This window comes from Pseudomonas syringae group sp. J309-1 (assembly GCF_032582135.1).
Taxonomy (GTDB): Bacteria; Pseudomonadota; Gammaproteobacteria; order Pseudomonadales; family Pseudomonadaceae; genus Aquipseudomonas; species Aquipseudomonas quasicaspiana.
Window position 1 is genome coordinate 101,996 of the sequence record NZ_JAWHNU010000008.1, and the last position, 24,702, is coordinate 126,697.

The 24,702-nt window shown below is 54.4% G+C and carries 24 protein-coding genes and 1 tRNA gene; 1 reads left to right on the forward strand and 24 read right to left on the reverse strand.

The window, feature by feature from the left end; all coding sequences use genetic code 11:
- Positions 1–35: 35 nt before the first annotated feature.
- The 24 genes from RX972_RS07005 to RX972_RS07120 all read right to left on the reverse strand — a co-directional run bounded on the left by RX972_RS07005 (position 36) and on the right by RX972_RS07120 (position 24,155).
- The gene (locus RX972_RS07005; protein ID WP_316873617.1) at positions 36–1,127 is read right to left on the reverse strand and encodes a type II secretion system F family protein; all 1,092 of its coding nucleotides are present in this window, start codon (positions 1,125–1,127) and stop codon (positions 36–38) included.
- Positions 1,117–2,748: a GspE/PulE family protein gene (locus tag RX972_RS07010; RefSeq protein WP_316873619.1), complete on the reverse strand. Its 1,632-nt coding sequence runs from the start codon at positions 2,746–2,748 to the stop codon at positions 1,117–1,119. Before RX972_RS07010 ends, RX972_RS07005 begins: the two co-directional genes overlap by 11 nt.
- Positions 2,745–3,347, reverse strand: coding sequence for a type IV pilus biogenesis protein PilP (gene pilP / locus RX972_RS07015; protein ID WP_231672453.1), 603 nt, complete (start codon positions 3,345–3,347; stop codon positions 2,745–2,747). Before pilP ends, RX972_RS07010 begins: the two co-directional genes overlap by 4 nt.
- Complete coding sequence (gene pilO2 / locus RX972_RS07020; RefSeq protein ID WP_316873622.1) at positions 3,337–4,695, reverse strand: type 4b pilus protein PilO2; 1,359 nt, start codon at positions 4,693–4,695, stop codon at positions 3,337–3,339. Before pilO2 ends, pilP begins: the two co-directional genes overlap by 11 nt.
- Before the next feature lies 1 nt (position 4,696).
- The gene (locus tag RX972_RS07025) at positions 4,697–6,433 is read right to left on the reverse strand and encodes a PilN family type IVB pilus formation outer membrane protein (protein WP_316873623.1); all 1,737 of its coding nucleotides are present in this window, start codon (positions 6,431–6,433) and stop codon (positions 4,697–4,699) included.
- Entirely contained in the window at positions 6,430–7,560 is a 1,131-nt protein-coding gene (locus tag RX972_RS07030; protein ID WP_316873695.1) for a TcpQ domain-containing protein, read from the reverse strand. The genes RX972_RS07025 and RX972_RS07030 overlap by 4 nt, the downstream gene beginning before the upstream one ends.
- Before the next feature lie 988 nt (positions 7,561–8,548).
- Complete coding sequence (locus RX972_RS07035) at positions 8,549–10,504, reverse strand: DEAD/DEAH box helicase (protein WP_316873625.1); 1,956 nt, start codon at positions 10,502–10,504, stop codon at positions 8,549–8,551.
- A 2-nt stretch (positions 10,505–10,506) separates the two neighbouring features.
- Positions 10,507–12,393, reverse strand: a complete 1,887-nt coding sequence (locus tag RX972_RS07040) for a hypothetical protein (RefSeq protein ID WP_316873627.1) — start codon at positions 12,391–12,393, stop codon at positions 10,507–10,509.
- A 104-nt stretch (positions 12,394–12,497) separates the two neighbouring features.
- Positions 12,498–12,677, reverse strand: coding sequence for a CrpP family ICE-associated protein (locus RX972_RS07045; protein ID WP_316873628.1), 180 nt, complete (start codon positions 12,675–12,677; stop codon positions 12,498–12,500).
- A 426-nt stretch (positions 12,678–13,103) separates the two neighbouring features.
- Positions 13,104–13,553: a single-stranded DNA-binding protein gene (locus tag RX972_RS07050; protein ID WP_316873630.1), complete on the reverse strand. Its 450-nt coding sequence runs from the start codon at positions 13,551–13,553 to the stop codon at positions 13,104–13,106.
- A 1-nt stretch (position 13,554) separates the two neighbouring features.
- A complete protein-coding gene (locus RX972_RS07055) occupies positions 13,555–14,127 on the reverse strand; it encodes a DUF3158 family protein (protein WP_410478207.1) in 573 nt (190 codons plus the stop codon).
- 8 nt (positions 14,128–14,135) lie between these two features.
- Complete coding sequence (locus RX972_RS07060; RefSeq protein WP_316873634.1) at positions 14,136–14,918, reverse strand: PFL_4669 family integrating conjugative element protein; 783 nt, start codon at positions 14,916–14,918, stop codon at positions 14,136–14,138.
- A complete protein-coding gene (locus tag RX972_RS07065) occupies positions 14,911–15,327 on the reverse strand; it encodes a hypothetical protein (RefSeq protein ID WP_316873636.1) in 417 nt (138 codons plus the stop codon). The genes RX972_RS07060 and RX972_RS07065 overlap by 8 nt, the downstream gene beginning before the upstream one ends.
- Positions 15,324–16,694, reverse strand: a complete 1,371-nt coding sequence (locus tag RX972_RS07070; protein WP_316873697.1) for an STY4528 family pathogenicity island replication protein — start codon at positions 16,692–16,694, stop codon at positions 15,324–15,326. The genes RX972_RS07065 and RX972_RS07070 overlap by 4 nt, the downstream gene beginning before the upstream one ends.
- Positions 16,694–17,437 (reverse strand): DUF2857 domain-containing protein, encoded by a 744-nt coding sequence (locus RX972_RS07075; protein ID WP_231672463.1) that lies wholly within the window; start codon positions 17,435–17,437, stop codon positions 16,694–16,696. The genes RX972_RS07070 and RX972_RS07075 overlap by 1 nt, the downstream gene beginning before the upstream one ends.
- 36 nt (positions 17,438–17,473) lie before the next feature.
- Positions 17,474–19,237, reverse strand: a complete 1,764-nt coding sequence (locus RX972_RS07080; RefSeq protein ID WP_316873639.1) for a ParB family protein — start codon at positions 19,235–19,237, stop codon at positions 17,474–17,476.
- 2 nt (positions 19,238–19,239) lie between these two features.
- Positions 19,240–19,554 (reverse strand): Arc family DNA-binding protein, encoded by a 315-nt coding sequence (locus RX972_RS07085; RefSeq protein WP_263270437.1) that lies wholly within the window; start codon positions 19,552–19,554, stop codon positions 19,240–19,242.
- The gene (locus tag RX972_RS07090) at positions 19,490–19,735 is read right to left on the reverse strand and encodes a hypothetical protein (protein WP_231672466.1); all 246 of its coding nucleotides are present in this window, start codon (positions 19,733–19,735) and stop codon (positions 19,490–19,492) included. The genes RX972_RS07085 and RX972_RS07090 overlap by 65 nt, the downstream gene beginning before the upstream one ends.
- The gene (locus tag RX972_RS07095; protein WP_316873640.1) at positions 19,732–20,154 is read right to left on the reverse strand and encodes a hypothetical protein; all 423 of its coding nucleotides are present in this window, start codon (positions 20,152–20,154) and stop codon (positions 19,732–19,734) included. The genes RX972_RS07090 and RX972_RS07095 overlap by 4 nt, the downstream gene beginning before the upstream one ends.
- A 1-nt stretch (position 20,155) precedes the next feature.
- A complete protein-coding gene (locus tag RX972_RS07100) occupies positions 20,156–20,497 on the reverse strand; it encodes a hypothetical protein (RefSeq protein WP_316873641.1) in 342 nt (113 codons plus the stop codon).
- Positions 20,494–21,840, reverse strand: a complete 1,347-nt coding sequence (gene dnaB, locus RX972_RS07105; protein WP_316873643.1) for a replicative DNA helicase — start codon at positions 21,838–21,840, stop codon at positions 20,494–20,496. The genes RX972_RS07100 and dnaB overlap by 4 nt, the downstream gene beginning before the upstream one ends.
- Positions 21,837–22,541 (reverse strand): DUF2786 domain-containing protein, encoded by a 705-nt coding sequence (locus RX972_RS07110; protein WP_316873645.1) that lies wholly within the window; start codon positions 22,539–22,541, stop codon positions 21,837–21,839. The genes dnaB and RX972_RS07110 overlap by 4 nt, the downstream gene beginning before the upstream one ends.
- A complete protein-coding gene (locus tag RX972_RS07115) occupies positions 22,538–23,293 on the reverse strand; it encodes a hypothetical protein (protein ID WP_316873646.1) in 756 nt (251 codons plus the stop codon). The genes RX972_RS07110 and RX972_RS07115 overlap by 4 nt, the downstream gene beginning before the upstream one ends.
- A gap of 1 nt (position 23,294) precedes the next feature.
- Positions 23,295–24,155: a ParA family protein gene (locus RX972_RS07120; protein ID WP_316873647.1), complete on the reverse strand. Its 861-nt coding sequence runs from the start codon at positions 24,153–24,155 to the stop codon at positions 23,295–23,297.
- A 244-nt stretch (positions 24,156–24,399) separates the two neighbouring features.
- Between RX972_RS07120 and RX972_RS07125 the strand changes: the two genes are divergently transcribed.
- Positions 24,400–24,476 (forward strand) — tRNA-Pro (locus tag RX972_RS07125).
- Positions 24,477–24,702 lie beyond the last annotated feature (226 nt).

Genomic DNA, 24,702 nt, shown 5'->3' on the forward strand with positions numbered 1-24,702 from the left:
GACTAGTCCTAGATATGTGGATAACGGTGTGGTGCTCAATGGGTCATGCCTTGGGTGGCATTGCCGGTCATGCTGTAGGCCCCGACCATGACTAGAATCATCAATAAGCCGATCAGAACCATCGATATAAGCGACAGGGTTTTCGCGTAACGCTCCACCTGCTTGAGTGATATCTCCAGCCACCTCAGGCTGTAGCGGTGTATCGCTGCAGAAAAGCTTTGAGTAGTTGAGAGGACAATCAAAAACTGGATTGCCTCGTGGTCCGGAAATCGGTAGCCGGACAAGTCCAAGGCTTCACCGAAGTTCTTACCCATCCGGACCCCGTAGTGAGCAGCTTCCAGGCGCTCACGCAGCCATGGGTTAGCGCCGCGCTTGAGCGTGTCCAAGGCTTCGAGCGGATCAATGTTCGCTCTGAGCATGACCGCGATGTTCAGGAGGAAAGTAGAGCCATGCAACGCCTTGTAAATTGACCAGGGCGGTAGGATCTCCAGACGTGTCCGCCAAGACCCCCGAAAATAAGGGAGCGTCACCACGCTGGTAACAATCAGCATAACCACGAGGCACAGAGTCAGTAGCCCCCAGTTCGTGACGAAGCTCGCGATCATATGCAAGAGCATTGGCGCGCCTGACCAGCTCTCAGGATTGGAGGAGCGGCTCATGGCGGGCACAACACGAGTGGCGACAACATTCAGCAGGTAAGCCATGAGGCTCCAGACAAATGTTGGATACAGAGCCGTCGACATCACTAGGGTCATCACTTTCTGACGGGCCTCAATGATGCGTACACAGTCACTGAACGCCTGGATGAGGTTGCCGGACTGCTCGCCCGCACTTATCACCGCGTGCTCCTGATAGGGCACCCAGTTGAGACATGCCTGAGCCAGTGTCTTGCCTCCTGCCACTGCTCTGCCGATACCGTAGCTTGCCAGAGAGATAGGGTGCTGCTTGCGACGACCTCCATCGCTGTAGATCGAGCCTAAACGGTCGAGTGCCAGATCGAGAGGCACGCCGTTCTCGAGCAGAGCGGTCATGCTCTCGTAAAGCCGGATCCGCTCATTGCCTCCGAACTGGATCCTGTAAAAGCCATCTACAAGCCCTGACCAGGCATCCATCATCTTACTGAGCATGGACTTCTGCCTCAGTTAATTCGGCATCCAGCATGTAGCTGTCAAAATCCACTGGCCCGACTACGGCCTCTGCCATGCGCGGGTCAATCAGCCCCGCATTGATTTTGATGAGCGTGTGAGCAACCTTCGTAATCCCCCCCATGTGCTGGACCCAATACTGGCGCGCTGCGCTTGGTCCGTTCTTGCGGATCTCCTCCATAAACCGGTGGGTAGGCAGAAGAATCTCTGCGACAGCGACCCTGCCGTTGACCCCGTCACGGCATAGAGTGCAACCAGGCCCGGCCAGATAGACCTGATCCAGCACGGTCATCTTTTCAAGTCGCTCGACCAGCTGCGGATCCAAGGTCTTGATCTGGCTGCGCGCAGGCACGCGACACTTCTTGCACAGCGTTGGCAGCAGTGACTGGTTGATAAGGCCGACGATGAGTGTTGGGTCGGTGACCAGGCTCGTATCAGCCCCCATGTCGATCAGGCGAGGAATTGCTGCTACGGCGTTGTTGGTGTGTAGAGTCGATAAAACGAGGTGGCCGGTCATCCCCCCGCGCAGTGCCCCCTGAGCTGATTCAAGGTCGCGAATTTCTCCGTACATCAGTATGTCGGGGTCGAGTCGGACGGAGTTTGTAATGGATTCCCCCCATGTCTCATTGCTGCCAAGAGGGGACTGATTTGCACGCATCGGATATTCAGGCGGGTCCTCAACGGTCAGGATATGTTTTGTGCCTTTGCACTCTTCAGCCAGAAGGTTGATCTGCACCTGGAGCGACTTAGATTTCCCTGATCCAGTCGGACCGGTCAATATGATCACGCCATAAGGAAGGCTCCTCAGCCGCTTGAACAGCAAATTCTGCTCTGGCAGAAACCCCAGATCGTCTACGGACTGTTTCTCCTGATCGTCATAGATCAGCCGCAGCACCATCAGAGGCCCTTCGACTAGAGGGCGGGTAGCTACACGGGCTCCGGATAGTCCCAATTGATCGAGGAAGGTACGAGCCATGCGCGCATCTTGTTTCAACTCCGGTTGATAGTAGCCCTCAGATTTGACGTCACACATCGAATTGAAGAGTGACGAACAGAGCTCCTTCCCCACAACGCTCTGGATCTGCCCGTACTCCCGCAAGAGACCGTCCTCACGGAACTTGATGTGAGTGATCTCGTGACCAACGATGAAATGCACGTCTGATGCACCTCTTGCATGGGCCGCGCCGATGATACGAATCACCTCTTGTTGACGCTGGGTGCTGTCTACAGATCCGGCGGAAGTTCTGCCAGCATTTTGGTACAGGGACTTGATATCGCTCAGCGTGCTGCTGCTGACCTGAAACGGGACTCCGGCTCGGTCCAGACGGTCCATAAATGCCAGCACATAAGGGTCGTGCAAGTGCTGGGACGACACGAGCAGGTCTGCTTCATTAGCCGCAGTGGCAGGCGCTAACAGGGCAACCAGCTGACGCAACTCGCTGGAGATATCCCCCCAGCGCTGTCCCTCCGCAGTTAGGACGGTTCCGACCACGTCAGACTGCATGGCGATGTTTATCGGTTGCACGAGCGCGGTCGGTCGGGTGACCTGATGTGCCAAAGGATCAGCCTGAATCTCTGGCTCAATTCGTACAGCGCCGCTCATTGCTGGAACTCCTGCGACACACTTGACATTGGATCCATAGCCGAGGGCTGGCCAGGTGTAATAGGCTTGAGTGTCTGCAGTGACATTTGGGGGGCGTCAACCGAAGCACTTGGTGCTCGGGTCGAGAACCCAAGAGGATATCGGCGTCCGCCATGGCTCAGTACAACGCTATCGAGGGACACACTGATTACCTTGAACCCTCCTGGCAGCTCAGCATTGCCAATTGATGCATCGACCTCGAAACCACTTCCGTACAGCAAAGTGGCATGAAGAGTGTTATTCGTCCTGAAAACGGTCTTGACCACCGGCAACTGCGGTGTGCTGTTGCTGGCCGGGGCGGGCATCGTGTAAGCGCTCTGCATTACCTGAACCGGAGCAGACGTAGATGTCTTGCCCCCGTTTACGATTTCTTCCATCGCTCGGGCTCGCGCAGCCTGAGCCTTAAAAAACAAGGTTTCAGTCTGAACCTGGGACAACACACCAATGTTGATCCGACTCAGATCGGTGGGTGATGGGTCGGCAGCGACGGCCATGTTGCCGACAGCCACGCAGGACAACAGAAAGGTCAGCAGAATGGAGGCGTGAGTGTTAATGCACATAGAGGTCACCTATGACGTACCAGGTTAATTTGCCGTCTTGAAAGTCTGTTTTGATTTCACGCAGGCGCATTCCAGTGCTTTGCACCCCTTGAAGAACAGTCGATGGCGGCAATAAGCTCGTGTAGCGGATCTCGAAGTGTCGATAATCCGGGGGCGCTGGTGGTGGAGGTGCTGGTTGGCCAGGCAAAGCTGCTGGCTGGACAACCGTCACAGGTACTTCCTTGATATTGGGTTGCAGGTCCTGGGCTTGCAGCCATGAAGTGATGCTGTCCAAGGCCAGCGTTGCGGGGTTCAGGATGTCATCACCCGCCAGCGGCAGCTTGAAGGCGAGCTTCACTGCGGCCATGTTGCCTTCGTCGTAAAAGGCGGGCGTATCAGCAAAGTAGCCAGCCGTAGCGGCGCTGAAGGCAAGCGTAGTGCTGTTGCCGGTGCGCTTGTAGCTAGCCGACATCAGCGTCCCGTCGCATTTAGCGGAAACAAACAGCCACCCTGCGATTGCCGGTAGTGACTGGTCGATTGCGCCGTTACAGGCTTCAAGAAATACTTGGACAGAAGGCTGTTTTACCCACGGATGTACAAGCGCCTCGATCACCACAGGCGAGTTTGTTCGCTGGTTCAGGGCGTCCAATTCGGCTTGCATTGCCGCCTCTGCCGCTTCCTGCGCCTGGCGAGCAAGTTGCAGCTTATGTTCGTTCCACTGGTGCCATCCAATCACTCCTCCCACAACCAAGGCACCAATCACCGCGGCTTTCATCAATTCCTGTCTGGACAGGCCGAATGCCAGCGGTGTCAGCTTGTATTCGCGCTTGAGATTTGATGACTGCAATAATGTTTCAGGGTCGAATTGTTCGCCACCGCGACCAAACTCCGGCGGAAGGAAGACCTTGTCGAAGCTCATTGAGCGGCTCAACTGCTGAGCCACCTTCTTTTTTATTTCCTCACTGCTGCCTACTAGGTCTGCTCCTGGGATGACCGCGCCTCGGTACACTGCGATCAAAGCGTATCTGTCCTCGGCGTCCTCGATCTTCCAGGCAGCCAGCCACGATGGGCCTAACTGTCCGGCGAGTGAGGCTGCCAAGGAATACATACCTTTAACTGCGCCGTCATACTGCGAAACAAATCCAGCCTGAATCACCGACTCGGTATGCCTGATGGCGACGATGTCCATTTCTTGGCTGCGACCGAACTGTCGTGCTTCTTTCATGTAGCCGGTAAGGCTGCCTAACGGGTGCCACAGCAGTCCTGTTACGAAAGATCGACCGTGATAATTCAGAATCTGAACTTTGCCGTCGCTGGGCATTGGAGAGCGCATTGCGCGCTTTCGTAACAGAGATAATAGGTTCGCCATGTCAGTTGGTCACAATCGGGGTGATCAGCACCACCAGAATGCTTTTTGATGAGGTGCGTTTACGCCCCCCTCCAAGACCGAAGAATCCGGGAGAACCTGTGCCGATCTTGTCTGTGTTATCGCTCAGCTCCTCAAACCCCGACAGGATCAATGTCTGACCGCTGCGTAGCTTCACTTTCGGTGACAGGCTTTTCGCATCGTAGTTGGGGATCTGAACGCTGGAGCCGTTGCTAGTGAATGGCTCGAAGGTAGGTTTGGAGCTCATATTTATCGAAACCATGAGCAGCATCTCATCGTCGTCCATCAAGCGCGGTTGCAGCGTCATGTTGAAACCGGAGGTGATCGTGCCAGGAGTAATTGCGGTGCTGGAGCCCACTGACGCAGTGGTGTTGGTCTGAACCGATGGGATGTAGCCTTGAACGTTGCCGATCTGCAACGGAGCAGGCTGCAGATTCAATGTGGTTACAGACGGCGAGCGAACATTCGAGATCCGGGCCTGTTCTGCGATTGCCTGGATGATCGCGTTGGAACCTGCCCAGGCTGAGTTGGCTGTATCGACAATGCCGACAGAGCCAGAGATAGCGCTGGAGCTGATGCCTGGCACAGTATTCGAGAGAGACAGGCCCCACTTTGTGCTCAGCGAGTTGTAGACCGCAGCCCAGTTCAAAGCCAGTTGATCGGTGTCGGTCAGAGTCGCCTCAAACACCTTCACATTGAACAGCACCTGTTGGGTAATAGCGTGGTTGGTCTTGGCCAGATAGGTCTCAACGTTCGAAAGCACGTCTGGCCTGTCAGTCACGGTCAACGTCCCTGTCGACGGTGACAGATACATTCGACCAGGCGGCGACGTACTCAGCATTGCCCTCACGTTGCTCTGGATGTCAGTCAGGATCGATGTGTTAAGAGTGACGGTCGTGCTCTGGTTGCTGCCCGAGTCACCCGAAACGCCTGAAGAACTGCTGCCTGACGACGCTCCGCTCGATGAACCACTTCCCGAGCCTGAGGAGGTGGTCATACCGGATCTGACGGTGCTTTTGATTTCCTGCACGTCTCCGAATGCGTAGACGTCAAACACCTTGGTATCGAAATAGCTGACCTGCACTGACCGTGAGGTGGGATTAAATCGATAGGTGAGTCCCAGCCGCGCGGTGACGTCATCCAGTAAACCCGAAGCTTTCCCGGAGTAGCGCAACCCGCTGACGAGATTCGGTGTCAGCATGGATGCGAAGTCAGAGCTTCTCCCCTGAGAGGCCTGCGCCATGTTGGAGCTGCCTGTAATGCCGGTAGGCAGCAACCCGGCCAGGCTGTCAGGGTTGGGGGCCGTGCTGATCGGAGGAGCAATGTTGACCTGAGCGGGTGCATTAGCGTTCAGCAGGCTAGGATTGATCGCATCTGGGGAGACCAGGACAGGGATCCCGCACTGGCTGGAAATGTACTGGGCAATTTCTGCAATTCCGACACTGCCAGCAGGCCGATATGCGACCTCACAGTCATACTTGGAGGGGATGCCTCGTCTCGCAACAACTGGCTGCGTTGATACCCAGGGTTTGTCGCTGAAAATCACAGTTTCCCGGTGTTCCTGCTGCTGCTTGTTCCGCTGGATAGCCGCGAAGCGGCCGGCAGATTCGGCGGTAGCCTCTGCCCTTGCAGCAGCTTCATCTACACGTTGGACTGAGCAGGCTGATACGAACGTAACAGCTAGAGACAGAGCGGTCTGACGCATGAAGGGCTTGATCATTTTTTCCTCTCCGATACGTGCAGAACCTGCTGTCCATTGCCCTCGTTACCGTCGACCACAAAGGATCGTTTGGCGTTGTCGTACAAGGGGAATATTTGCCTGACTGCCGAACTGAAGGTGCCTGTAAAGCTCAACGGAGCTTCGATGGGGTAGTCCAGGTCCTCCGGCACCCAAATCACCTGCCAGCCGGCCCGTTTGGCCCAGTCTTCGACCGATTGGCGCAAGGTGCTGCCCACAGGCGCACTCCACGTCTGCTGTGGCGCAACGGTTGCGACGGGCTTCGCTGCTGGTTCAGGTTTCGCCGGAGACTGGCTGATCGAAGCGACGCCCTTGGTTACGACGGTCTGAGGGGTGGCCTTCACCGGAGCCGCGCTTACTGGAGTCGGCTTTTGCTGTATAGGGGTGCCTTCCTTGGCTGGGGTGCTGATGTGTGCTGCTGGTTGTACTTTTGTCTGCGTGACCACCGTTGTTCTCGGTTGCGCTGCAGGCGCTGAATCTTTGCTGAAGGGGGTTCCGGTTGCCGGGGCAGTTACAACGGTTACGACTGGGGAGGTGCTGGATACAGAGGTTGTTCCAGTGGTAGCTGGCTGGGCGGGTTGAGCCAGTGCCGCAGGCTTTGACGTCTCCGGCAGTTGGTAACCTGGCCGCAGTACAAAACAGACCCCGCGAGTTACCTCGTTGACCTTCACCTGCCAGGCCGGCCCTGCCAATACTTGGAGCGTATCACGCAGCGTCATAGGCCCAAGCTTGTACTGAGCAGCTGGAAGCGGCCTGGTGTACAGAATGTTGACGTGTTCGGTACTGGAGGGACAGAGCGAATAGCCGGAGCGATCGACAACGTACTGCATCGCGTCCTGCACCGAGGGATGCATATTCCCAGGGATGCTGACATCGATGATCTGAGACATCAGATCTCGCTGTTCGGCCCCCGGTGAAGTATTGACCATGGTGTAACGGCTATACCGGACGCTCGAGGCATCTGCGCCCTTGCCACCCTGGTATATGTCAGGCGTCAGCAGTTCGGGATTGCGACTCTCGTCGATTCCTGAGGAAACTGCTTTCGTCTCTTGTTGAGCACAACCCGCGATCAGCGCGAGCACGGAGATAACTGACAGCTGCCTGATCATGTGTGACATGGCCCCATTTCGTGATGGTGACCAAGTTGCCAGTACATGCCAATGAGCGCAGCCTTAAACCCTAAACAGGTGTGGAGGGGTTCGTGGACTTACCTGTTCCAATTGTGAAGAAAAAGCGAACCTGTCAATGTTCGCCAATTTTATTGGATTCTCGCAAGGGACCTTGAATGCCAGCCGACCACCCAGCCCCTTTCATCTATGGAGGGGTTCAGTACCATTTTGACCACCTTGAACCCATGACGATGAAGCTGATGCTGTCACAGAGCGTCGTCATTTACGCTGAGATCCGTTTTAAGACACATTGCTACACGCGCGAGCTAGATCCCGGTGAACTAGCAGCGGATCTGGTTCGCCATGATGACCAGTATGGCAATGAGAGGTATTTTTGTCCGGTTCGGCACGCCCTCAGTCTCCAGCTTTTTAACTGGATAGGCGCTTGGTGCTACCAACTCTGTATCTACCAGCCTAAACATGGCGAGAACTACATAATCGTGGAGACTTCAGGGGGCCAGCCCGTAAAGGTAGCCTTCAGCATTGAAAGGCATGACCGTATACCTACCGGCTTAATGATCTGGATTAAGACGACACACCCTTACAACAAGTCAACGCCGGTGAAGGCAACTCGATCCAACAGCTTTCCATTCAGCACTCTTGCTAAAACCGTAGCGTACACAGGGACGCGGCCGAAAAAAAAGTAAGCCAGTAAGCCGATTCTGAAGCAAAAAAAAGCCGCCCCTAAGGACGGCTATTCTTTGAAGCTATTCCGGGCGCTCTTTAAACCAGTGGTGTCTGGAGCCCTCTAGCTAGAGAGGTCGGCAGATAGAATTCCCACACTTTATTGGTGTGTGATCCCCGCGCACATCTATCTGCTATCAATCCTACCCCAAATAATAACTATGTCAACGAAGCGTAGCGTTTTTGATAGCAAAACGGTCCCAAATCAGCCGCTTAAGGCACTCCGAAACATTGTCAGTTTGAGTCAGGCAGTCAGCTGTGCTAAGGCAATCTGGGCCTTTTTGACGTCATCAGGCTCGATCAGATCCTGAGCAAGAGCGCGCTTGTCCATGAGCATCTGCCACAGTTGTTGGTCAATGGTGTCTTCCGCCAGTGGGATTTTGACAACAACCATTCGCAGCTGCCCATTACGGTACGCCCTATCTTCCGCTTGGTCCTGAAGCCCTGGTGTCCACGGCAGGCCCAGGAAAAAGACATAGTTGGCCGCTGTAAGGTTGTAACCCGTACCGGCTGCCGATCGGGTCCCGATAAATACCCGGCTTTCAGGGACCTGTTGAAAGGCATCAATTGCTTTCTGACGTTTTTTGGGAGAGTCACTGCCGACCAACGTTACACAGCCAATACCCATCGTGTTGCAATGATCCCGCAACATGGCGACGGTTTCCTGATACTCGCAAAACAGGATCATCTTGTCGTCGACGTCAAGCTCCGCCATCAGATCCACAACGATGCGTACCTTCACGCGTTCCAGCAACTGACGCAGAGACCCCAGTCGTGAGAAGCGATGAGTGTCACTGCGCATGATCTGGTTATATTCGTCACGCTCAGCCTTGTTCAGGATCACTGGGACAGTCTGTCGCTGTTTGCCCTTCAGACCGGGCAGTACGTCCTTACGGCGGCGTAGCATCCAGTCTGAAATTTCGTCGCGAAGGGTCTTACGAAACTCCGGACTGCCGGCGAATCGTTCGCAGAACTCATTGAGCGGCAGTTGGCCGATCGGATGTCCCGAAAGTCTAAGCAGTGTATGCAATTCAGCCTCGCGATTGAGCACTGGCGTGCCGGTCAGCAGATAGCGGTTTTGCACCTGAGCGGCAATATCGAAACCGTGGCGTGTCCATGCTGCCGTAGGCTCTTTAAGTCTGTGAGCCTCATCAATGACCATCACCGCGAAACTGCTAGCGTGCATTACGAAGTCGCCCAGTCGCTCGTAGTTGACGATAATCCAGCCTGCTTTTGCATCGAAGGTTTGCATCGCGATTTGAGCCTGAGGGAATACCATCAGGATCTCGCGCTGCCAGTTGATGATCAGGCTGTTGAGCACAATCACCAATACGGGTTTGCCCTGGGCGCGAATGCCTGCGGCAATCACTGCCTGGCGAGTCTTACCCAGCCCCATGTCATCGGCCAGCAGGGCGCTAGTGCGCTGCAGCAGGTGTCGAATTCCCGCTGGCTGATGATCCATAAGCGAAAAGGCTTTCAGCGCTTTATCAATCTCAGCGTTTGTGAGCTCTGTGTTTCTGATGGAGGGAACAGAGGCGAGGTAGATGCCTGAGTCAACTATCTCTTCTACGGTTTTTGTCGATTCCGGAGAGTAGCCGCCCAGACTGATACTAGTAACTTCCCGCACCGGCGAGACGGACCCGTCGGTCAGCAGCTCCTGCAGCGTATGCAGGATCTCGAATTGTTCCTCGGCCAGGCCCAGTTCCAAGATCAGGTTGCTGCGCACCAACTCTGCGGAACCCTGCACACGCCAAGCTTTAGCCGCCGACAGATACACGCCGCGCATACGCTTGGCGATAGCCACAGCACCCGGATGAAAATCGCCTGACAGGATGACTCCGCCTTCTGCCAAGGGTGCGAGCCGGAACTTCATCCCCCAGGTGAATGCGTCGCGATGGGGATCAGACTGAGCTGCTGTAACCCTGTCTCTGAATGATTGCCAGCTTTCGATGTGGTTGCCTTCAGCAAGCTCCGCCAATTCGCGATAGAGCACGTCCAGGTCATCAAGCAGCTTGGTCTTGGGAACACGCCAGAACTGATTAAGCGGGTGATCAGATCGGCGTATAAAAAAACCGCCTCTCCGCAGCAACAGCTTGCTGGCCCCTTCGAGGTAACTCAGTGAAAGCCCGAAGTCGTAACCGTCGTAAATAGCTTTGCGCAGCAGCACGGGACGTTTGTTCATCAATCGAGGCGGTGCCATTCTCAGAACTCCTCGGTCATGATGCTGTTGACCCAGGTAATGACCTCTTCCCCAAACCTAATTCTGAACATCGAGTCGGTGTCAGCGTATCGCGCCATCTTCTGGGCAAGGTTAGGCCATTCCAGATTCACTGGAATAAGGCCGCCCCTGACCGATGCAAAGAACCACTCGAAGGTTTTATAAACCGATGACTGAGCATTAGGCGTCTCATTTTCATGGTCTCGTAGCTGCACAAGGCTCAGATTCTTGAGCGTCCATTGCCCTGTCAGATGCTCATTGCGATGCGCTCGGAGCACGAGCTCGAAGGATGCCAGCGGGCGCTCACCAGACCGGATTGATAAGAGCCGACAGTCACCTAAATAGGCGCGATAGTCATACGTGTCGATGCAATGACCCAAGGAGCTATGCTCCCGGTCCAAGTCGGCTGGGCAACATAATTCAACAATCTGCAGGCCCGTTTCGACGCACCTGATTGGAACACCGTTCAGCAACAGCGTCGGCCATTGGGTGAAAGAGTCTGAGGGCTCAGGGGGTATCTCCCGATCCAGCTTCGTCCTGATGTCCTGAAGCGCGATATGAAAAGCATCGATCAGATTGGAGAGCTGACGAAAATTCAAGGAACCCAAAAACGCCAGCAGTCGACCTTTGGTGTCCATGGCCGCCCTGCATCCGGCCCTATCGAGGTTGTCGAACAGCTCCCTGAGATCTACCAGTTTCGCCGTCATGCTCGGCCAGGCAGGGTCTGTCCACTCTGTAGGACAGCCACCCAAGAGATTGTTCATGTCTCGCAATGACTGGAGCAACTGCCACGGAATTTTTGATCGGAACAGGTAGAACGAGCGCCATTGTGCTTTGGTCTTTGGGCGGCGATTACCCAGACGCGCGCCGGCTACTAGGTCGAACCAGCCACCCTCAAGTCCCTCGAGATTCAAACGTGTAAGCGCACTGCCTGTGTCATAAACCCGCTGCTGACCAATGTAGCGGATCGCGGACAAAGGAGCCCCCAATAGCCAAGCCAACACCTGGTTCAAAGGCATCCCTCTATCAACGGCTACTCCCGCGAATCCAGCCCCATCCCTTTTGGAGTCGTAATCCAGAGATCCGCTGAACTCCTGTAGGTCGGGCCACGGACAGTTTTCAAGTAGGCCATGAGCAATTTGAGGCCAAGGCATTCCTTCGCCGATAACCAGCAATGGAATCAGTACTGGCTGTGCTCGTAACGCCTGCAGTCTACGTTGGCGGTCGCCTTGGGCCAGCCAATTATAAAGCTTTGCTGAAGGGCACTGTACTGAACGCACAGCATGTAAAAGCTCTTGATCCAGACTCTGACAAAACCTCTTGAGATTCGCGCCAATACAAGTGATGTAGAACCGATTACGTGGGCCGTAGAACCGTTTATTCCTGCCTTCTTGGGTCGTCGCTCCTAAAGTAGCGTTTATGAGCGGCTGAATACTAAGGCGTGATTCATCCACTGCAAGGCTGCGAGCATGTTTGCAGAAAGACGTAAGCAACGCTTCCGCACTGTTACCAGTAATCAACCTATGAGCCAACTTAAGAGCTCGGCTCGCACTCGGTGCCTGGACCGGTACCTTTTGCTTTTCGCTAAATAAAACCGCTGAGATCAACTGTCCATCGAAGTATTGCAGTTGCCTGCCAAACCTTGCCACGGTTGGGCGAGGAACTGAAGTATCGCTGTGGAGCACGACACACCAGCACCTTGTCGAGGATGTGTGAGTGAGATAGTGGAGCATGAACCGCTCACGTTGCTCCGACCACACGTCGAAGTGATCCGCCCAGGTCTTTGCGACCGCGCGCTGACGCTCTGGGAAACATTCCAATTCGTGCAGTGTGAGGGAGATAGCAGGAGGGCAGTTTGCCTCGGCAGTCATGTAAGTACGCGCTCAAAGTGACTTGAGTAGGCACTGTCCTAGACCAGATGTGCGCTCGCCACGCATAACCGTAAACACGGAGGGTAGGGTTGACCCGTAGTAGGTCAGAACTCGAAGCTCTGCTGTTGCTCCTGGGCAAAACCCTTTAGCCACGACGCGCGCATGGCTGGATGCCGGTAAGGGCATTCGTGGAGTGGGATGCTTCTGCGTGCTGCTTCTGCCCCAGCGAGCATCACCGCATGGTGAGGATTATTGAAGCGACGACGATCCAAGGATTCGCGCATCGAACTGGAGTCTCCGTTCACGAGCTCGGATCCCCGTGTTGGAGATCGGCACAACCAGAGGCTTCACGAATGACGCGATTTTTCCGCACATGGTCGAGCTGACTTTGCCTGCGTGGCCGTTTGTTTTCGGTTTTCTCGTGCGCGGATGTCATCCAGCCATGCCTCAAGAGTTTGTTCAATTGATCTCACTTTGAAGTACAGCAAACCAACGGAAGTAGAGAACGTTGAGTTGAGATCAAGCGATATATAGATTCAACTCACCATAAGAATCACGAATAGGGCGTTTTTTTTCAGGGCGTCAGGCTTATCAGTAGAAAGTCGAGAATCGTTCACTGGAAGGCGAAAGCGCCGGTGGAGAGGTACGCAGAACATGTTCCCTCCACCAGCAGCATCACGCAGAAGGCGCGATTTTTCGGGCCGGGATTGCTACACAGGAATATCGTCGTCGAAATGAGGTGGCGCGTCGTGATGATTCTGAGCAGGCTGAGCCCGGGATGCGTGTTGCGGTTGGTTTTGAGCAAGATGCACCGCTTCGATACGGGCTGGCAGAATGCCCACACGTGATGCTTGCACCTTCAGTGCGGTGAACTCTTCCCCATCCTTGCTCCAGCTATCCATGACCGCACGGCCTTGAATCAGCACCCTCATGCCTTTCTGATAAATGCTGGCATAGTGCTCTGCATCTTTGTGCCAGAACTCGACGTTGGCCCAGAACCCCCCCCTGTCCTCGAAGCCTGTGCCATCGGCTTTAGGGATCGAGTTATCGAAGTACACGTTAAGCCGTAGCAAGCGCCGCGGATCTTTGTTGCCATTGGCAAACTCCTTGAATTCTGGAGCCGAGCCAATATTGCCTTCCCAGTCTACTGATGTGCCCATGTTAGGACTCCTTCTGAGTGTGTGGATTATTACCGCTGGATTTTGAGATCTGTTGCAGCCGTTCTGCGTATACGGCATCTGCTTGGGCCATCTTCTCTGCGCACTCGGCGGCCTGACGGCCGATGGTATGGACCAGGCTTATCTGCATATTCAAAGCGATGCGCTGCTGTTCCATGGTGTGCAGGTCCTGGAGCAGCGATTCGGGCGTTCTGGGGTCGGCCAATAAAATGGACCAGACATTAACGCCCATCTGGCGTGTGCCCATTTCCTGCCAGCGGAGAAAAACTGTGCCAGCGCTTGTGCGTTGCCGGACCATCCGCACAGGGAGCAGGGTGTAGGGATGTCTGTTTGCCTGGGCCAGCACTTGATCCTCCGCAAGCGCATTCAGATCGGCTTCAAGGGAACGGCATAACTCGGCCAACTGGAGCATCCCCCCCTTACCTTTAAAAGGTTTTAAAAAGCCTTTTAGGAAGGGTGCATGTTGCAGGCCGCTGAAGGCTTCCTGTTGCAAGGGGACGAAGGCACTCTGTTGCAGGCTGTGCACTCCTGGAACCAGGTGCGAAGGGTTGGCAATGCTGCTGCTCACTCTTCTGACTCAGAACTAGGCAGTAATGTGGACGGATCTTGGCCCATTGAGATGAAATCATCGCTGCTGTCGTCCTGATCGTTGTCGCTGATAGTTGTAGCCGCTGCGGTCGCCAGGGCTGGAGCGAACTTGGACTGGCGAGTGCCTTCCAGGATGTCCTGCGGGATCTCACCAAACGACGCGTACATCTCGCGTGCCAGTTCTGAGCGAGCGTTCTTTGCTGCGAAGTCCCCTCGGCTTGCGCCGGAGAATTTGTAGCGCTGGCTCAGGCCGAAGAGGCGTCGCAAAATGGCGGCGCCTTCATCAAGCCATTGGCCTTTGGCGTTGTTGTCGATCAAACCGACGTGGCTGGCCAAAAGAATTCGACGTACCAGCTCGTCATATGCTGTCAGCAGATAGACGGCCTTGAATGCCAGCGGCGTGGATAGAAATAGGGGCAGGGTGACAGGCTGGACCGAAAGGTTCTGTCCTATGGAAAGCATCGCTGGCAATGAAGCCATGACCTCATCGAGTCTGGTATCGATATCCTTCATCTCCTGCTCGGAGGTCTCGATCTTTTCTTCAATAAGAAGCAAAAACCAATCTGAGTAGGGATCATCCTGTTCACAGCCGCGTTTGATGCGATTCAGGATGTTCGCAAAGCCGCTCAGGCCGATCATGCCTGGCTTGCCCTCGGTGCGTTGACGTCCGAACCAGAGGCGTGAGGCATGGTGGGTGTGCAGGGTCAGATTGACGCTGCTTCGCAAAGAACCAAGGTTGAGCTGAAAGTTGTCAGCCATGCAGAGCGCTTCCTTTATATGAAGTAGTTGGTAGGACGTGGCAAGACTGCCCGCGCGCGTAATCAGTGGTCAGTAACAAACCGTTTCTTTGTCGTTTAGGGTTTTGGGTAGATCGACTGCACGAGCAGCCAGAAGTGATGCCAGTGGCATCACCCTGATTGGCTTCCAAAGTGATGCCAGTGGCATCACCTTGATCGGTGTCCGCAGTGATGCCAGTGGCATCACCCTGATTGGCTTCCAAAGTGATGCCAGTGGCATCACCCTGATCGGCTTCCAGAGTGATGCCAGTGGCATCACCTTGATCGGTGTCCGCAGTGATGCCAGTGGCATCACCTTGATCGGTGTCCGCAGTGATGCCACTGGCCTTAACTATATTGCCCGTACGGTAGTAATGAATCGGCCTACTCATCTCGGAGTTCTCGGCCGCACGAGCTGCTTGATGGTCAACATCGAGTTACGGCCCGTCAGCAATGAGGACTCGTCACGGCTTTGCGGCGAAGACCTTGTGACGGCAGGCTGGGCAGGATGGCTCGGTTGGTCACGAGGTGCGTTAGGCGGTTTTGACTCAGCTACGGTCTCCTGCGGATTCTTTACCGTTGTCGGAGGTGCTTGCCATTGCGCATTGAATTCGCCACTTAAAGCTTTCTGCATGCAGCTCAACAGGTAGCCAAACGGGTTGTTCACGGTTCCGCTTTTGCAGCGATGTAGCCATTGATCAAGTAGCGGCTTGCGCAAGTCTGGCTGCACGCGTTGCAGAGCAGTGATCGCACGGTCACGTTGGTCCTGGGTGAACCGCTCAAACCCTGAAGGCAGATCTACCTGCTCGATCTGAGTCTCACGCGGTACAGAGCTTTTACATACAGATGTATTTGTATTCGTATACGTACTATATGAGTTCGGAATCCGAACCGAGCTGAATGAGGCTGATTTCAGACTGAGTTCGGATTCCGAACTCGGCTTCTCGGGATTCGCTTGGTCACGATTTTCACTGAGTTCGGAATCCGAACCCAGTGAAAATGATCCGCTTCCTCCCTGAGTTCGGATTCCGAACTCAGGTTTGGAGTGGCCTTGCTCAATTGCATTTGGTGCATCGTGCCAACCTTGTTTACGCCATCTGCCCTCTATGACATCGAGCCTTGTTGGTAGCGCTCCGGTGGAATGATTTGGATCGGAAGCAAATTCTTTAAATGCTAGGTCCGCAACAGTTCTGACTGCTTTGTTGGCGTGCTCCAAGGCCTGTCCTATGAGCAGCATGTAGTCTCTGTCCAGCTCCATTGCCTCAACGCAGCCGACTGGTTCGTCATGCAAGATGTACACGTTGCCTTGTACTCGACCGCTGATGGAGTCTCGAACTCTCCGCCCAAGGCTTAGCCACCGGGTGAGCCTAAGTACAGTCAGAGCTTTCGCAACAGTCTCCCTTGAAGCGGATTTGCCAGGCACAGAACCTAGGTATGGGCGCAACTGCTCGTAGGTCGGAAAAGCTGTAATGCCATCCGAGTTGATCAGCAGCCTAAATACCTGCCACGCATTACGCTCCAGCGGTGAAAGCCGGTCATCGAGCAGCAGACTTCGCGGCACCGTCTCATGTGGATTACCACTGAAAACGATGCCGTCATAAGTTTCTTCGATCCTGGATTCAGTGATCGGATTTTTGGAATCTGGGCCAGTGCTCTGCTGTTGGGCCAGTTTTAATTGCTGGAGCAGCAGATGATTTTGTAGTGCGCCTGCAGCGGCATTAATGGCGCCTCCCAGCGAAGGCCGCCGGCTCATCTTCATCACATCCGATCGCCTTCTACCTTGCCCGCGGACTTACTTGCCTGGCTTTGAGTCGATGTTCTGCAGTTCGCTGTAGCATTTGCTTTTGACTGTTTCCGAGATCCGCCCAGCAATAAAAGACTTGAGGATTTACGCTGCTTGCCTGTGGGGTACAGATCCTGAGTGAGCCAGCCTTGAATCTTGTTCCAGACAAGACCTAAGGTGATCGGATCAGGTAATTGGGTATGAGGCTCTTGAGGAGGGACGTTGATTTCCTCGGTCAGCATCATGGCGATATCGAGTAAGGCGACTCCGTCTGTATGATCAACACGGTACTCATCCATCAACTGGACGAATCTGTGCCATAACGGGGCGTCGTCCGGAATGTCCCTGAATCGTCCAGGCCTTCCTGGAACTCCTACCAGAACCCTCTGCAAAGACACTTCTTGGGGCGACATCCCAAAGAACTCTTGGAGCATAGGAGTTGTTGCGCCTAGGCGAAGGGCCCGCTGCACAATGCGATTCTCTTCGTCAGTGCGCTCTTTGTTTGAAAGCAGCCGTTTTACCATGTCTGGATCAACAGCCACCCGGCACCAAGTAACTGCTGAGTTCAATAGCACGCTTTGCGAGGAGGGATGCTGGAGCAGCACCAAGATCTCTGGGTCCAACCCCATGTCCAGGCATCGCTTCACTTCACCGTTGCGCAGATGATGTAGGATTTGCGCGACCATGGCTTCATTGAGCGGATTATGTTTTTTCGACATGACTGAACTCCTGTCTTACAACGTCGGAAAAAAGCCTCATGGGGTTTGCACCCCGTTCTCCATCTCAAGCTCCACGAGTCGTCGGCCTAGGCGAATAAGTCGGAAAAGCTTAACGATGCATGCATCGTCCAAGCGTCCTTGAAGTACTGCGTCGCGGTCCTCGTATCTCGGACTGCCCAACATCAACTGGCCCAGTGCTGCCGTGAACTGAAACTCGGATACGTCTAGTGGCTGTTCCGGTGACTCCTTAGTCAAAGCGATGGCGTACACACCACTGATGGACTGGAGCAGGGTCAGCGCGTGATTGGCTAGGTTGGTCAGTTCTGAATCGCCGGGCGGTTCTTGGCACAGGAAGCCAAGACCTCCTGGAACATCAATAACGCTGTCAGAGCCGATGCCTGAAAGGTGAGCGATCTCACGTGCCAGTTGGGCGATAACTGGCCGTAACTCATCCGGCTGATCCAAGATGCGCTCGATGTACCAGACGTCTGATATAGGGTGCAATCCACCAGCCTGTACCGGAATTGAAATCAGCGCGTTTGCCTTGAAGTCTGGAAGCTCCTCTCCATCGAGAGCGGCTAATTGACGTTTCACATCAAGCACGCGATCAGTGGTAGCTACCGGAGTGACGACATGGCCAGCAAGTCTTGCTGCACGTTCTTCTTCCGTTAACTCAACTCCTGGTTGCGACGGCGTGACCTCAGTTTTGGTAATTGTTGGGCGAGGGGCCGCTGTTTTATTCTCTGGCTTCTGGTTCTGAGGGCCTGGAGCAGAGGGAAGTGGAGTACCGTTTTCTAGCGGATCATTCAGTTCTGGTCCGCCAGCGGGGGCCTGAACTGGTACATAATTGGGCGGGATCTGATGCGCAGGCGACAGGTTGACTTGAGTGTCGATGACTGCTGCTCGTCGCGCCTGGTTCTGATTTTCGCTCAGCGTAAGTAGGATCTGCTCATAAGTGAGCCCGGTTCCCGGCTGCATATGACTGATAAGTTCATCTTGAACTCGCTCATAGACAAACTCACTTGCATCTCCATCGAACATCGAAAGCACGTCCTGAAACAATGCATCGAAGTCTGAAATATGTGCATTGCCATCCTTATGCGTGCTCCATGTCTGGCTCGCGGCCTTACGAAGGGAAAGCAGGCGCTCGACCTGAGGTTTCCCTAACCCGGAATACAGCGCGGCGGGTATCACTGGTAGAAGGCAACGAACAGTTTCCTGCATTCGGCTGATGTGCGACTGGGAAACTGGGTATCCATCCTCGCGTAGCTTCCTGACCAGCTCTCTTTGCGAAATTGGCTCTCCTGCCTCTTCTTCATAAATAGCGCGCGCATTCTCAATGCCCACGGCTCTTTCGATGAACATCAGAGCGCCGCGTAAGTCGTTTTCGGAGAGGTGACCCGTAAGCGCGATTATCTCCCCCCGCGCACCGTCCCAAGGACGAAACAGAACGTTGATTCTATAAAAGCGCTCATCCCCGGTTTCGCTATACAGCTCCCGGAGGATCGACAACCTGGTGTTCCCGCCATTGTTGATGGTGTACTTGATCTCCCCGGGGCGACGGGTGACCGACGGTGGCTGGTCCAGCCCTCGCTGCCGAATTGAGTCCTTGATCTCTTGGTACTTTGCATTGGTAACGGTACGAGGGTTGTGCTCGTAAGCCTTCATCTCGTCTAACGTCAACACCATTGGTGTGTCAGCAATGGGATCTGGCAAGCGATCCACTGCTGGTCCAGATCGACTGAATGAACCCTTGAGTAACTTCCCTGATATTTCATCTGCCGTAAGTTTGGTAGCCATGGTTATTGACCCGCCTCAGGAAGCTGGAGAACGTTGCTAGCTGGCTCACCGCCTTTGAGCAACATGTCGATCACTGCTTTGAGTCTCAGGATTTCGAGATCCTGACGCAGGCTTGAATCAATTCGATTGACGATCTCCGCGTTCATGGAGCGGTGGTTGGCTTTCGCAATTTTCCGCACTCGTGTTCGCATTCCGGTAGGAAGCCGCACGACAAACTTCTCTTCCTTATCGTCGCTAATGCACTCGATTTCTTTATTCAACATGGCTTTCTCCATCATGACTGAGGCTTTGTGCGCGGCGCAGTTGAGCGCGAGCATTAAGGCCGGCCCTGTGGTCGCTTGGTGTGAAAGAGGTGTAGATGGGACAGCAGCCACCCTTGGTGAATTTGACGTGACCACCACGCGTGCGCTGGACTACCCAGCCCTGGGCTATAGCGAATAGGGCCAAATCCTGAAGAGCTTTTTTTGCTCCACGTAGGGGGTGATTTACAGTCGTCATGATCGTGCCCTGGCATCGCTGAAAGCCGCAGAGCGAAATGGGATTTGGTAGCGACGCGCTATTGCTTCACACCGTTTGCGCGTCTGGTTGAGAGTCGTAGCTGCTGATGCTAGCGACGCACCGGCTGTGCAGTGAGCTCTTAACAAGCGTGAGAGCTCGGTGTCGTTTAAAGCCTTAGCGGGGGTCTGCACTTTGACGTCTGCCGCTAGAACCGATGCAGCACCACTCTTCAAGTGCGCAGCCTTTTCCGCATTTATTATGAAAGTCGGTGGACTGGATCGTTGATTGCTCTCAACTTGGTAGATTGATCCCCCGCTGCTAAGGAAGTCGGCCAATGCCTTTTCGATGCGCTTGCGGTCTTGCTCTCGGTCCGACTGAGTCGGTAGATCTTCTGCGGTGCTGTTCTGATCAAGCGTCATGTCATGCACCTCTCAACCCGTTCAACTTATTACCCGACTGGATCTCAAGGATCTCTACCTCGTGATCAACAAAAGTCTCGGTTAGCTGCTGCATGAATGCTTTGCGCGAGTTACCCGAATCCATACGAAACACAACGGTGTACTCGGAACTGCTCGGGACTTTATTGAGGGCACTGCCCATCCACTCAGAGTCCACAAGTTCAAGTTGAACAATTTCACCGCTATAGCACTTTGGGCATTCCCGCCTACCATCAGCCTCCGGCATCACTGCGTTGTTCGGGTGGTGATGTCCGCAATTGCGGCACTCATGCGTAATAGAGAGGGGCTGGTTACGCGCGCTCATGCTTGAGCTCCTTGCCAAGTGCTGGCCGAGAGGTTTTCAAAACGGGTGTGTTGGGGGATGAAAGCGGTTCTGACCGTGCCGAGCGAGCCATTTCTGTGCTTGCCAAGAATCAGCTCTGCGATGCCTTTGTGTTCGGTATCCGGGTGATACACCTCATCCCGGTACACGAAAAGAATCAGGTCAGCGTCTTGTTCTAATGCGCCTGAGTCACGAAGGTCGGCGTTGATGGGCCGCTTATTTGGGCGTCTCTCAAGCTCTCTGTTCAACTGAGAAAGCGCTACTACCGGGCAGTTAAATTCCTTGCCCAGAGCCTTGAGTGATCGGGATATCTCACTGATTTCATTCGCCCTGTTTTCTTTACCTGGGCACTGCATCATTTGCAGGTAATCGACCATTATCAGAACTGGCTTTCCAAATTGCCTTGCGCCCCGCCGGGCGCGGGCACGTATTGCCGATGGAGTAAGTCCCGCTTGATCGTCAATTACTAGGCGGTCCCCGTAGGAATTGATTCTGGCGACCGCCATCGAGAGCTTCGGCCAGTCCTCATCTTCAAGCTGGCCACGTATCAGCTTCTCCAGATTCAGATGTCCTATGATGGACAGGAGCCTGTAAATAATGGCCTCGGCTGGCATCTCCAAACTGTAAAACTGGACGGTGGACTCGGTATCTTTTTGAAGCGCAGCGTCCACGAGATTGAGCGCCAAGCTGGTTTTACCCATAGATGGCCTGGCAGCAAGGATGATCAGGTCAGCTGGCTGCAATCCACCAGTTAACTCGTCCAGGTCTGCAAGCCCTGTAGGCACGCCAACCACCGACTCTCCGGCATTGAATCGAAGATCGATCTTGTCGACTACCTGCAGCAGCATCTGGTTGACGTCAACGAAGTCGGAAGTCTGGTGTCCTTGTCCCAACGCAAACAGCTGCTGTTCGATGACGTCCTGCACGACGCTCGCATCCGCTTGAGGATCCGAAGCCTCCCGCGCACACCCGTACCCATGCGAAATCAAACGTCGCAGATGAGCTCGGTTGCTTACGGTGTCGGCGTATGCCTTGATGTTGGCAACCGAAGGGGTGTTCATGGCGATCTCGCCCAAGTAGCCCAAGCCACCGGCTTCATCAATCTCTCGCATCGAATCGGAAACCGTGACCACGTCAAATGGTCTGTTCGACTCAGCAAGCGTGGCAATGCTCTGGAAAATTAGCCGGTGCTCACGCCTAAAGAAATCATCAGCTTTGATACGGTCTGCGATCAGGTCCCACGATTCGTTGTCGAGCATCAGGCCGCCTAGCACCGCCTGTTCCGCTTCAACCGAATGGGGAGGGGACATATCTGAAATATTCATCGTGCTCCCCCTATTCTTGCTGCAGCCGGGGTGTGTTGATTTACGCCCCTGTGTAAAGCAGCTGCACAGCCTTGCTGCCACCCTTGATGTTGAGATCTGAGGTCGTGACCCTTAACAGAGGTAGACTCAAGCTCTTTTTCGATCACGGTAGGGTGGTGCAAGCTGAGGTAGGCGCTTATCGCTTGCTGTGTTTCAGCGTTTTGTCGACCGGCGAACTTGTAAACGTTGGTGGCCACCGCATTTATCCATGCTTCGGCAAAAATCCGTCCACGTCGTCTTTTGGTGGTTGGATTGCAGCGCTTTAGCTGCGATACGTGCTGACGGCGCGCTGATACAAGCTGCAGATGAAGCGCTGAATATGCATAGCTGGCCAGGTCCGGCGATACCCCCAAACCGATGAACTTGAAATGCCAGGCTCCAGGCCGCACTTGGTACGCAATGCAATCGCAGTCGAAAGCGCTCGCGCATGTGCTTGCCAGACTGTGCAGCCAACTTGCAGGCGCTCGCTTCGTACCCGCAGAAACTGAGGCCTCGCAGGCGAGGTGGGCGTCCACCTCAAGCTCTTCGAGCTGGTACTGCTCCATAAGCTTGCGGCCTTGCCGCAGGGCAGTCTCAGCCTCATTTGGAGAAGCACCCGTAGAGCGAGCCAAAGCGAAGCACTTGATGACTTTGTCGATTATCCGTTGGCGGTCAATACTCATGGCTGCACCTCAGGTTGTACCCCGGATGCAAGAGCCTCTTTCCAGAGCCTGAGGGTTTCATGTTCATCAGCTGTGAGCGCGGCTGTGGCATTCTCCTCACGGACTTTCGCCTGCAGAGCGGCTAGCCGATCCTCGACGTCAGATCCATCGTCGTAAGAGATGTCATTAGTCAGTGCCTCCACGAGGTGTATACGAAGCGAGCCGAGGCAACTGACTCGGTAAGCGGTCACGCTTGGCCAACCAATTAGTTTGCTGAACGGCGTCAGTAAAGTGCTTCGGATCTGGCTATTAAGCTCGACGGTGGAGTAGAAGCTGTCATATGCCCCGATGCGGTTGAATAACAGCACCGTTCTCAGGAGCTCAAGCTTCTGGTCCAGGCTCTCAATGGGCAGAGGATATGTAGCAGCAATCAGTTGTTTCGCTCTTGCGTTTCGCGCGTCCTGCCGACGTTTGGCCGCTTTTTCGTCGCGGACACGTTTTTCCTTGGCATGCTCGACATGAGAGTTCACTGATTCGAGCAGCTGCGCGGCCTGTGAGAGGAGCTCACGCTGTTCCACGCTCAAGTAATCACCCAGTCGGCTAATCAAGCCGCGACCCATCTTATGGTCGGAGCTTAAATTGCGGAGCTCCCGTGACGTGCTCGTAAGCTTGGACTGAGCGGAGCGTAAGAGGGATGAGTTGTACTGCTGGTTGAGCTTGAGCATCAATTCTGGAGTAATGCCGGAAGCTTCCGTGAGATTTGTCTTTGCCATCTCATTGACCCCCTTTTACCAGGGCCTCTATCGCGGACTCAGTCATCGTTTCAAAACGTTCTGCCCATTGAGGAAAAAGCTCAATCGCAAGTTCTCGAATGACCTGAAGCGCGCTCGGCGCTCGTCGGTTGGAAGGTTTTTTGTATTCGAGCCGATGTGCCGACACGCCTGCCGTAGATCCCTCACGAAAAATTACTGACGCAGGGACTGTGCTTTTGAGGACATCGATTTCCATGTTGTCCGCGAAGGTCTTTCTGATGGCGTCATGAATTCCGCGAGCATCAACTGTCTGGTCGAGACAGTTGACTACAACCTTGATAGGAGGGACGTGCAGGCCGAGCCTTGAGTAAGGACGCAGTCCTTCAAGCATCTGCAAAGTGCCACGGTTAAATTCCCGTGCGCTGAGCATGTTCGGTGGCAAGGGGGAAACAGCAAGATCTGACGCCAGAACAACCATCTCCAACATGACGCTTCGTGCGCCCTGGGTGTCAATGAGAATCAGGTCGAATTGCCCCTCGAAAGCTTTCAGCAGGGAAGCCAATCGCAGACGACCATCCGCCGCCTGAAGGAGGAGGCTAATCAACTGGTTGTTGGGGTCGTTCGACAAGATCAAGGACAGGTTCGGGATGCTTGTCCTCGATATGATTCGCTCTGGATCAGTCAGGTTATGTGCGATGAGGTCGAATATGCCGCCGCTGACTTCCTGCGCCATTGGGTAATAAGAGGACAGGGAGGGCTGTACAGGGTCCATGTCGAGTAGGAGGACCTTCAATCCGGCGTCGGCGCAGAAGCCGCCGATGTTGGCAGCCAAAGTGGTTTTACCGACACCACCTTTGGTGGACAAAAGCGAGGTTACGTGCATGATTTAAAGCCTCTAATGGGGACATTAGAGACTGCGGATTGGATCCAGAGCCTTCATCAGGAGGTTCTGCCTAAACTGAGGGTGTGAAACCAATTGGCTTTTAACCAATTGGTCGTAGGTTCGAATCCCACACGACCCACCATTTTTGGCCTCAGCAGCAATGCCGGGGCCGAATCTTATAGATCTGATGCCAATCGCATCAGATCGCAGACGGCTAGTTGAGGCGTCTTTAAAAAGTTTCACCCGGGGTATAGCGCAGTCCGGTAGCGCGCCTGCTTTGGGAGCAGGATGTCAGGAGTTCGAATCCCCTTACCCCGACCATCTTCACAAAAAAGCCTGATTTAAGCCTTGTGCTCAGATCGGGCTTTTTTGCGTCTGCGTTTTTTTTTGGTTTGCGACGTCACTTACGCTCCGCCTGAAGGATTGCAAATCCCGGTAGGAGGCAACTTGTTGGCGATGCGGTAGAAGGGGCGACTCGAAAACAACGCCTCGCGAGCAAGTTCGGTCTCATGTAATCGCATGCAACGACTGGATTGAAATGCATTTT

Bases quoted from the DNA above. Each gene is read 5' to 3' on its own strand.
- RX972_RS07005 (WP_316873617.1), bottom strand. From the start codon at position 1,127: ATGCTCAGTAAGATGATGGATGCCTGGTCAGGGCTTGTAGATGGCTTT.
- RX972_RS07010 (WP_316873619.1), bottom strand. From the start codon at position 2,748: ATGAGCGGCGCTGTACGAATTGAGCCAGAGATTCAGGCTGATCCTTTG.
- pilP (WP_231672453.1), bottom strand. From the start codon at position 3,347: ATGTGCATTAACACTCACGCCTCCATTCTGCTGACCTTTCTGTTGTCC.
- pilO2 (WP_316873622.1), bottom strand. From the start codon at position 4,695: ATGGCGAACCTATTATCTCTGTTACGAAAGCGCGCAATGCGCTCTCCA.
- RX972_RS07025 (WP_316873623.1), bottom strand. From the start codon at position 6,433: ATGATCAAGCCCTTCATGCGTCAGACCGCTCTGTCTCTAGCTGTTACG.
- RX972_RS07030 (WP_316873695.1), bottom strand. From the start codon at position 7,560: ATGATCAGGCAGCTGTCAGTTATCTCCGTGCTCGCGCTGATCGCGGGT.
- RX972_RS07035 (WP_316873625.1), bottom strand. From the start codon at position 10,504: ATGGCACCGCCTCGATTGATGAACAAACGTCCCGTGCTGCTGCGCAAA.
- RX972_RS07040 (WP_316873627.1), bottom strand. From the start codon at position 12,393: ATGACTGCCGAGGCAAACTGCCCTCCTGCTATCTCCCTCACACTGCAC.
- RX972_RS07045 (WP_316873628.1), bottom strand. From the start codon at position 12,677: ATGCGCGAATCCTTGGATCGTCGTCGCTTCAATAATCCTCACCATGCG.
- RX972_RS07050 (WP_316873630.1), bottom strand. From the start codon at position 13,553: ATGGGCACATCAGTAGACTGGGAAGGCAATATTGGCTCGGCTCCAGAA.
- RX972_RS07060 (WP_316873634.1), bottom strand. From the start codon at position 14,918: ATGGCTGACAACTTTCAGCTCAACCTTGGTTCTTTGCGAAGCAGCGTC.
- RX972_RS07065 (WP_316873636.1), bottom strand. From the start codon at position 15,327: ATGAGTAGGCCGATTCATTACTACCGTACGGGCAATATAGTTAAGGCC.
- RX972_RS07070 (WP_316873697.1), bottom strand. From the start codon at position 16,694: ATGAAGATGAGCCGGCGGCCTTCGCTGGGAGGCGCCATTAATGCCGCT.
- RX972_RS07075 (WP_231672463.1), bottom strand. From the start codon at position 17,437: ATGTCGAAAAAACATAATCCGCTCAATGAAGCCATGGTCGCGCAAATC.
- RX972_RS07080 (WP_316873639.1), bottom strand. From the start codon at position 19,237: ATGGCTACCAAACTTACGGCAGATGAAATATCAGGGAAGTTACTCAAG.
- RX972_RS07085 (WP_263270437.1), bottom strand. From the start codon at position 19,554: ATGCTCGCGCTCAACTGCGCCGCGCACAAAGCCTCAGTCATGATGGAG.
- RX972_RS07090 (WP_231672466.1), bottom strand. From the start codon at position 19,735: ATGACGACTGTAAATCACCCCCTACGTGGAGCAAAAAAAGCTCTTCAG.
- RX972_RS07095 (WP_316873640.1), bottom strand. From the start codon at position 20,154: ATGACGCTTGATCAGAACAGCACCGCAGAAGATCTACCGACTCAGTCG.
- RX972_RS07100 (WP_316873641.1), bottom strand. From the start codon at position 20,497: ATGAGCGCGCGTAACCAGCCCCTCTCTATTACGCATGAGTGCCGCAAT.
- dnaB (WP_316873643.1), bottom strand. From the start codon at position 21,840: ATGAATATTTCAGATATGTCCCCTCCCCATTCGGTTGAAGCGGAACAG.
- RX972_RS07110 (WP_316873645.1), bottom strand. From the start codon at position 22,541: ATGAGTATTGACCGCCAACGGATAATCGACAAAGTCATCAAGTGCTTC.
- RX972_RS07115 (WP_316873646.1), bottom strand. From the start codon at position 23,293: ATGGCAAAGACAAATCTCACGGAAGCTTCCGGCATTACTCCAGAATTG.
- RX972_RS07120 (WP_316873647.1), bottom strand. From the start codon at position 24,155: ATGCACGTAACCTCGCTTTTGTCCACCAAAGGTGGTGTCGGTAAAACC.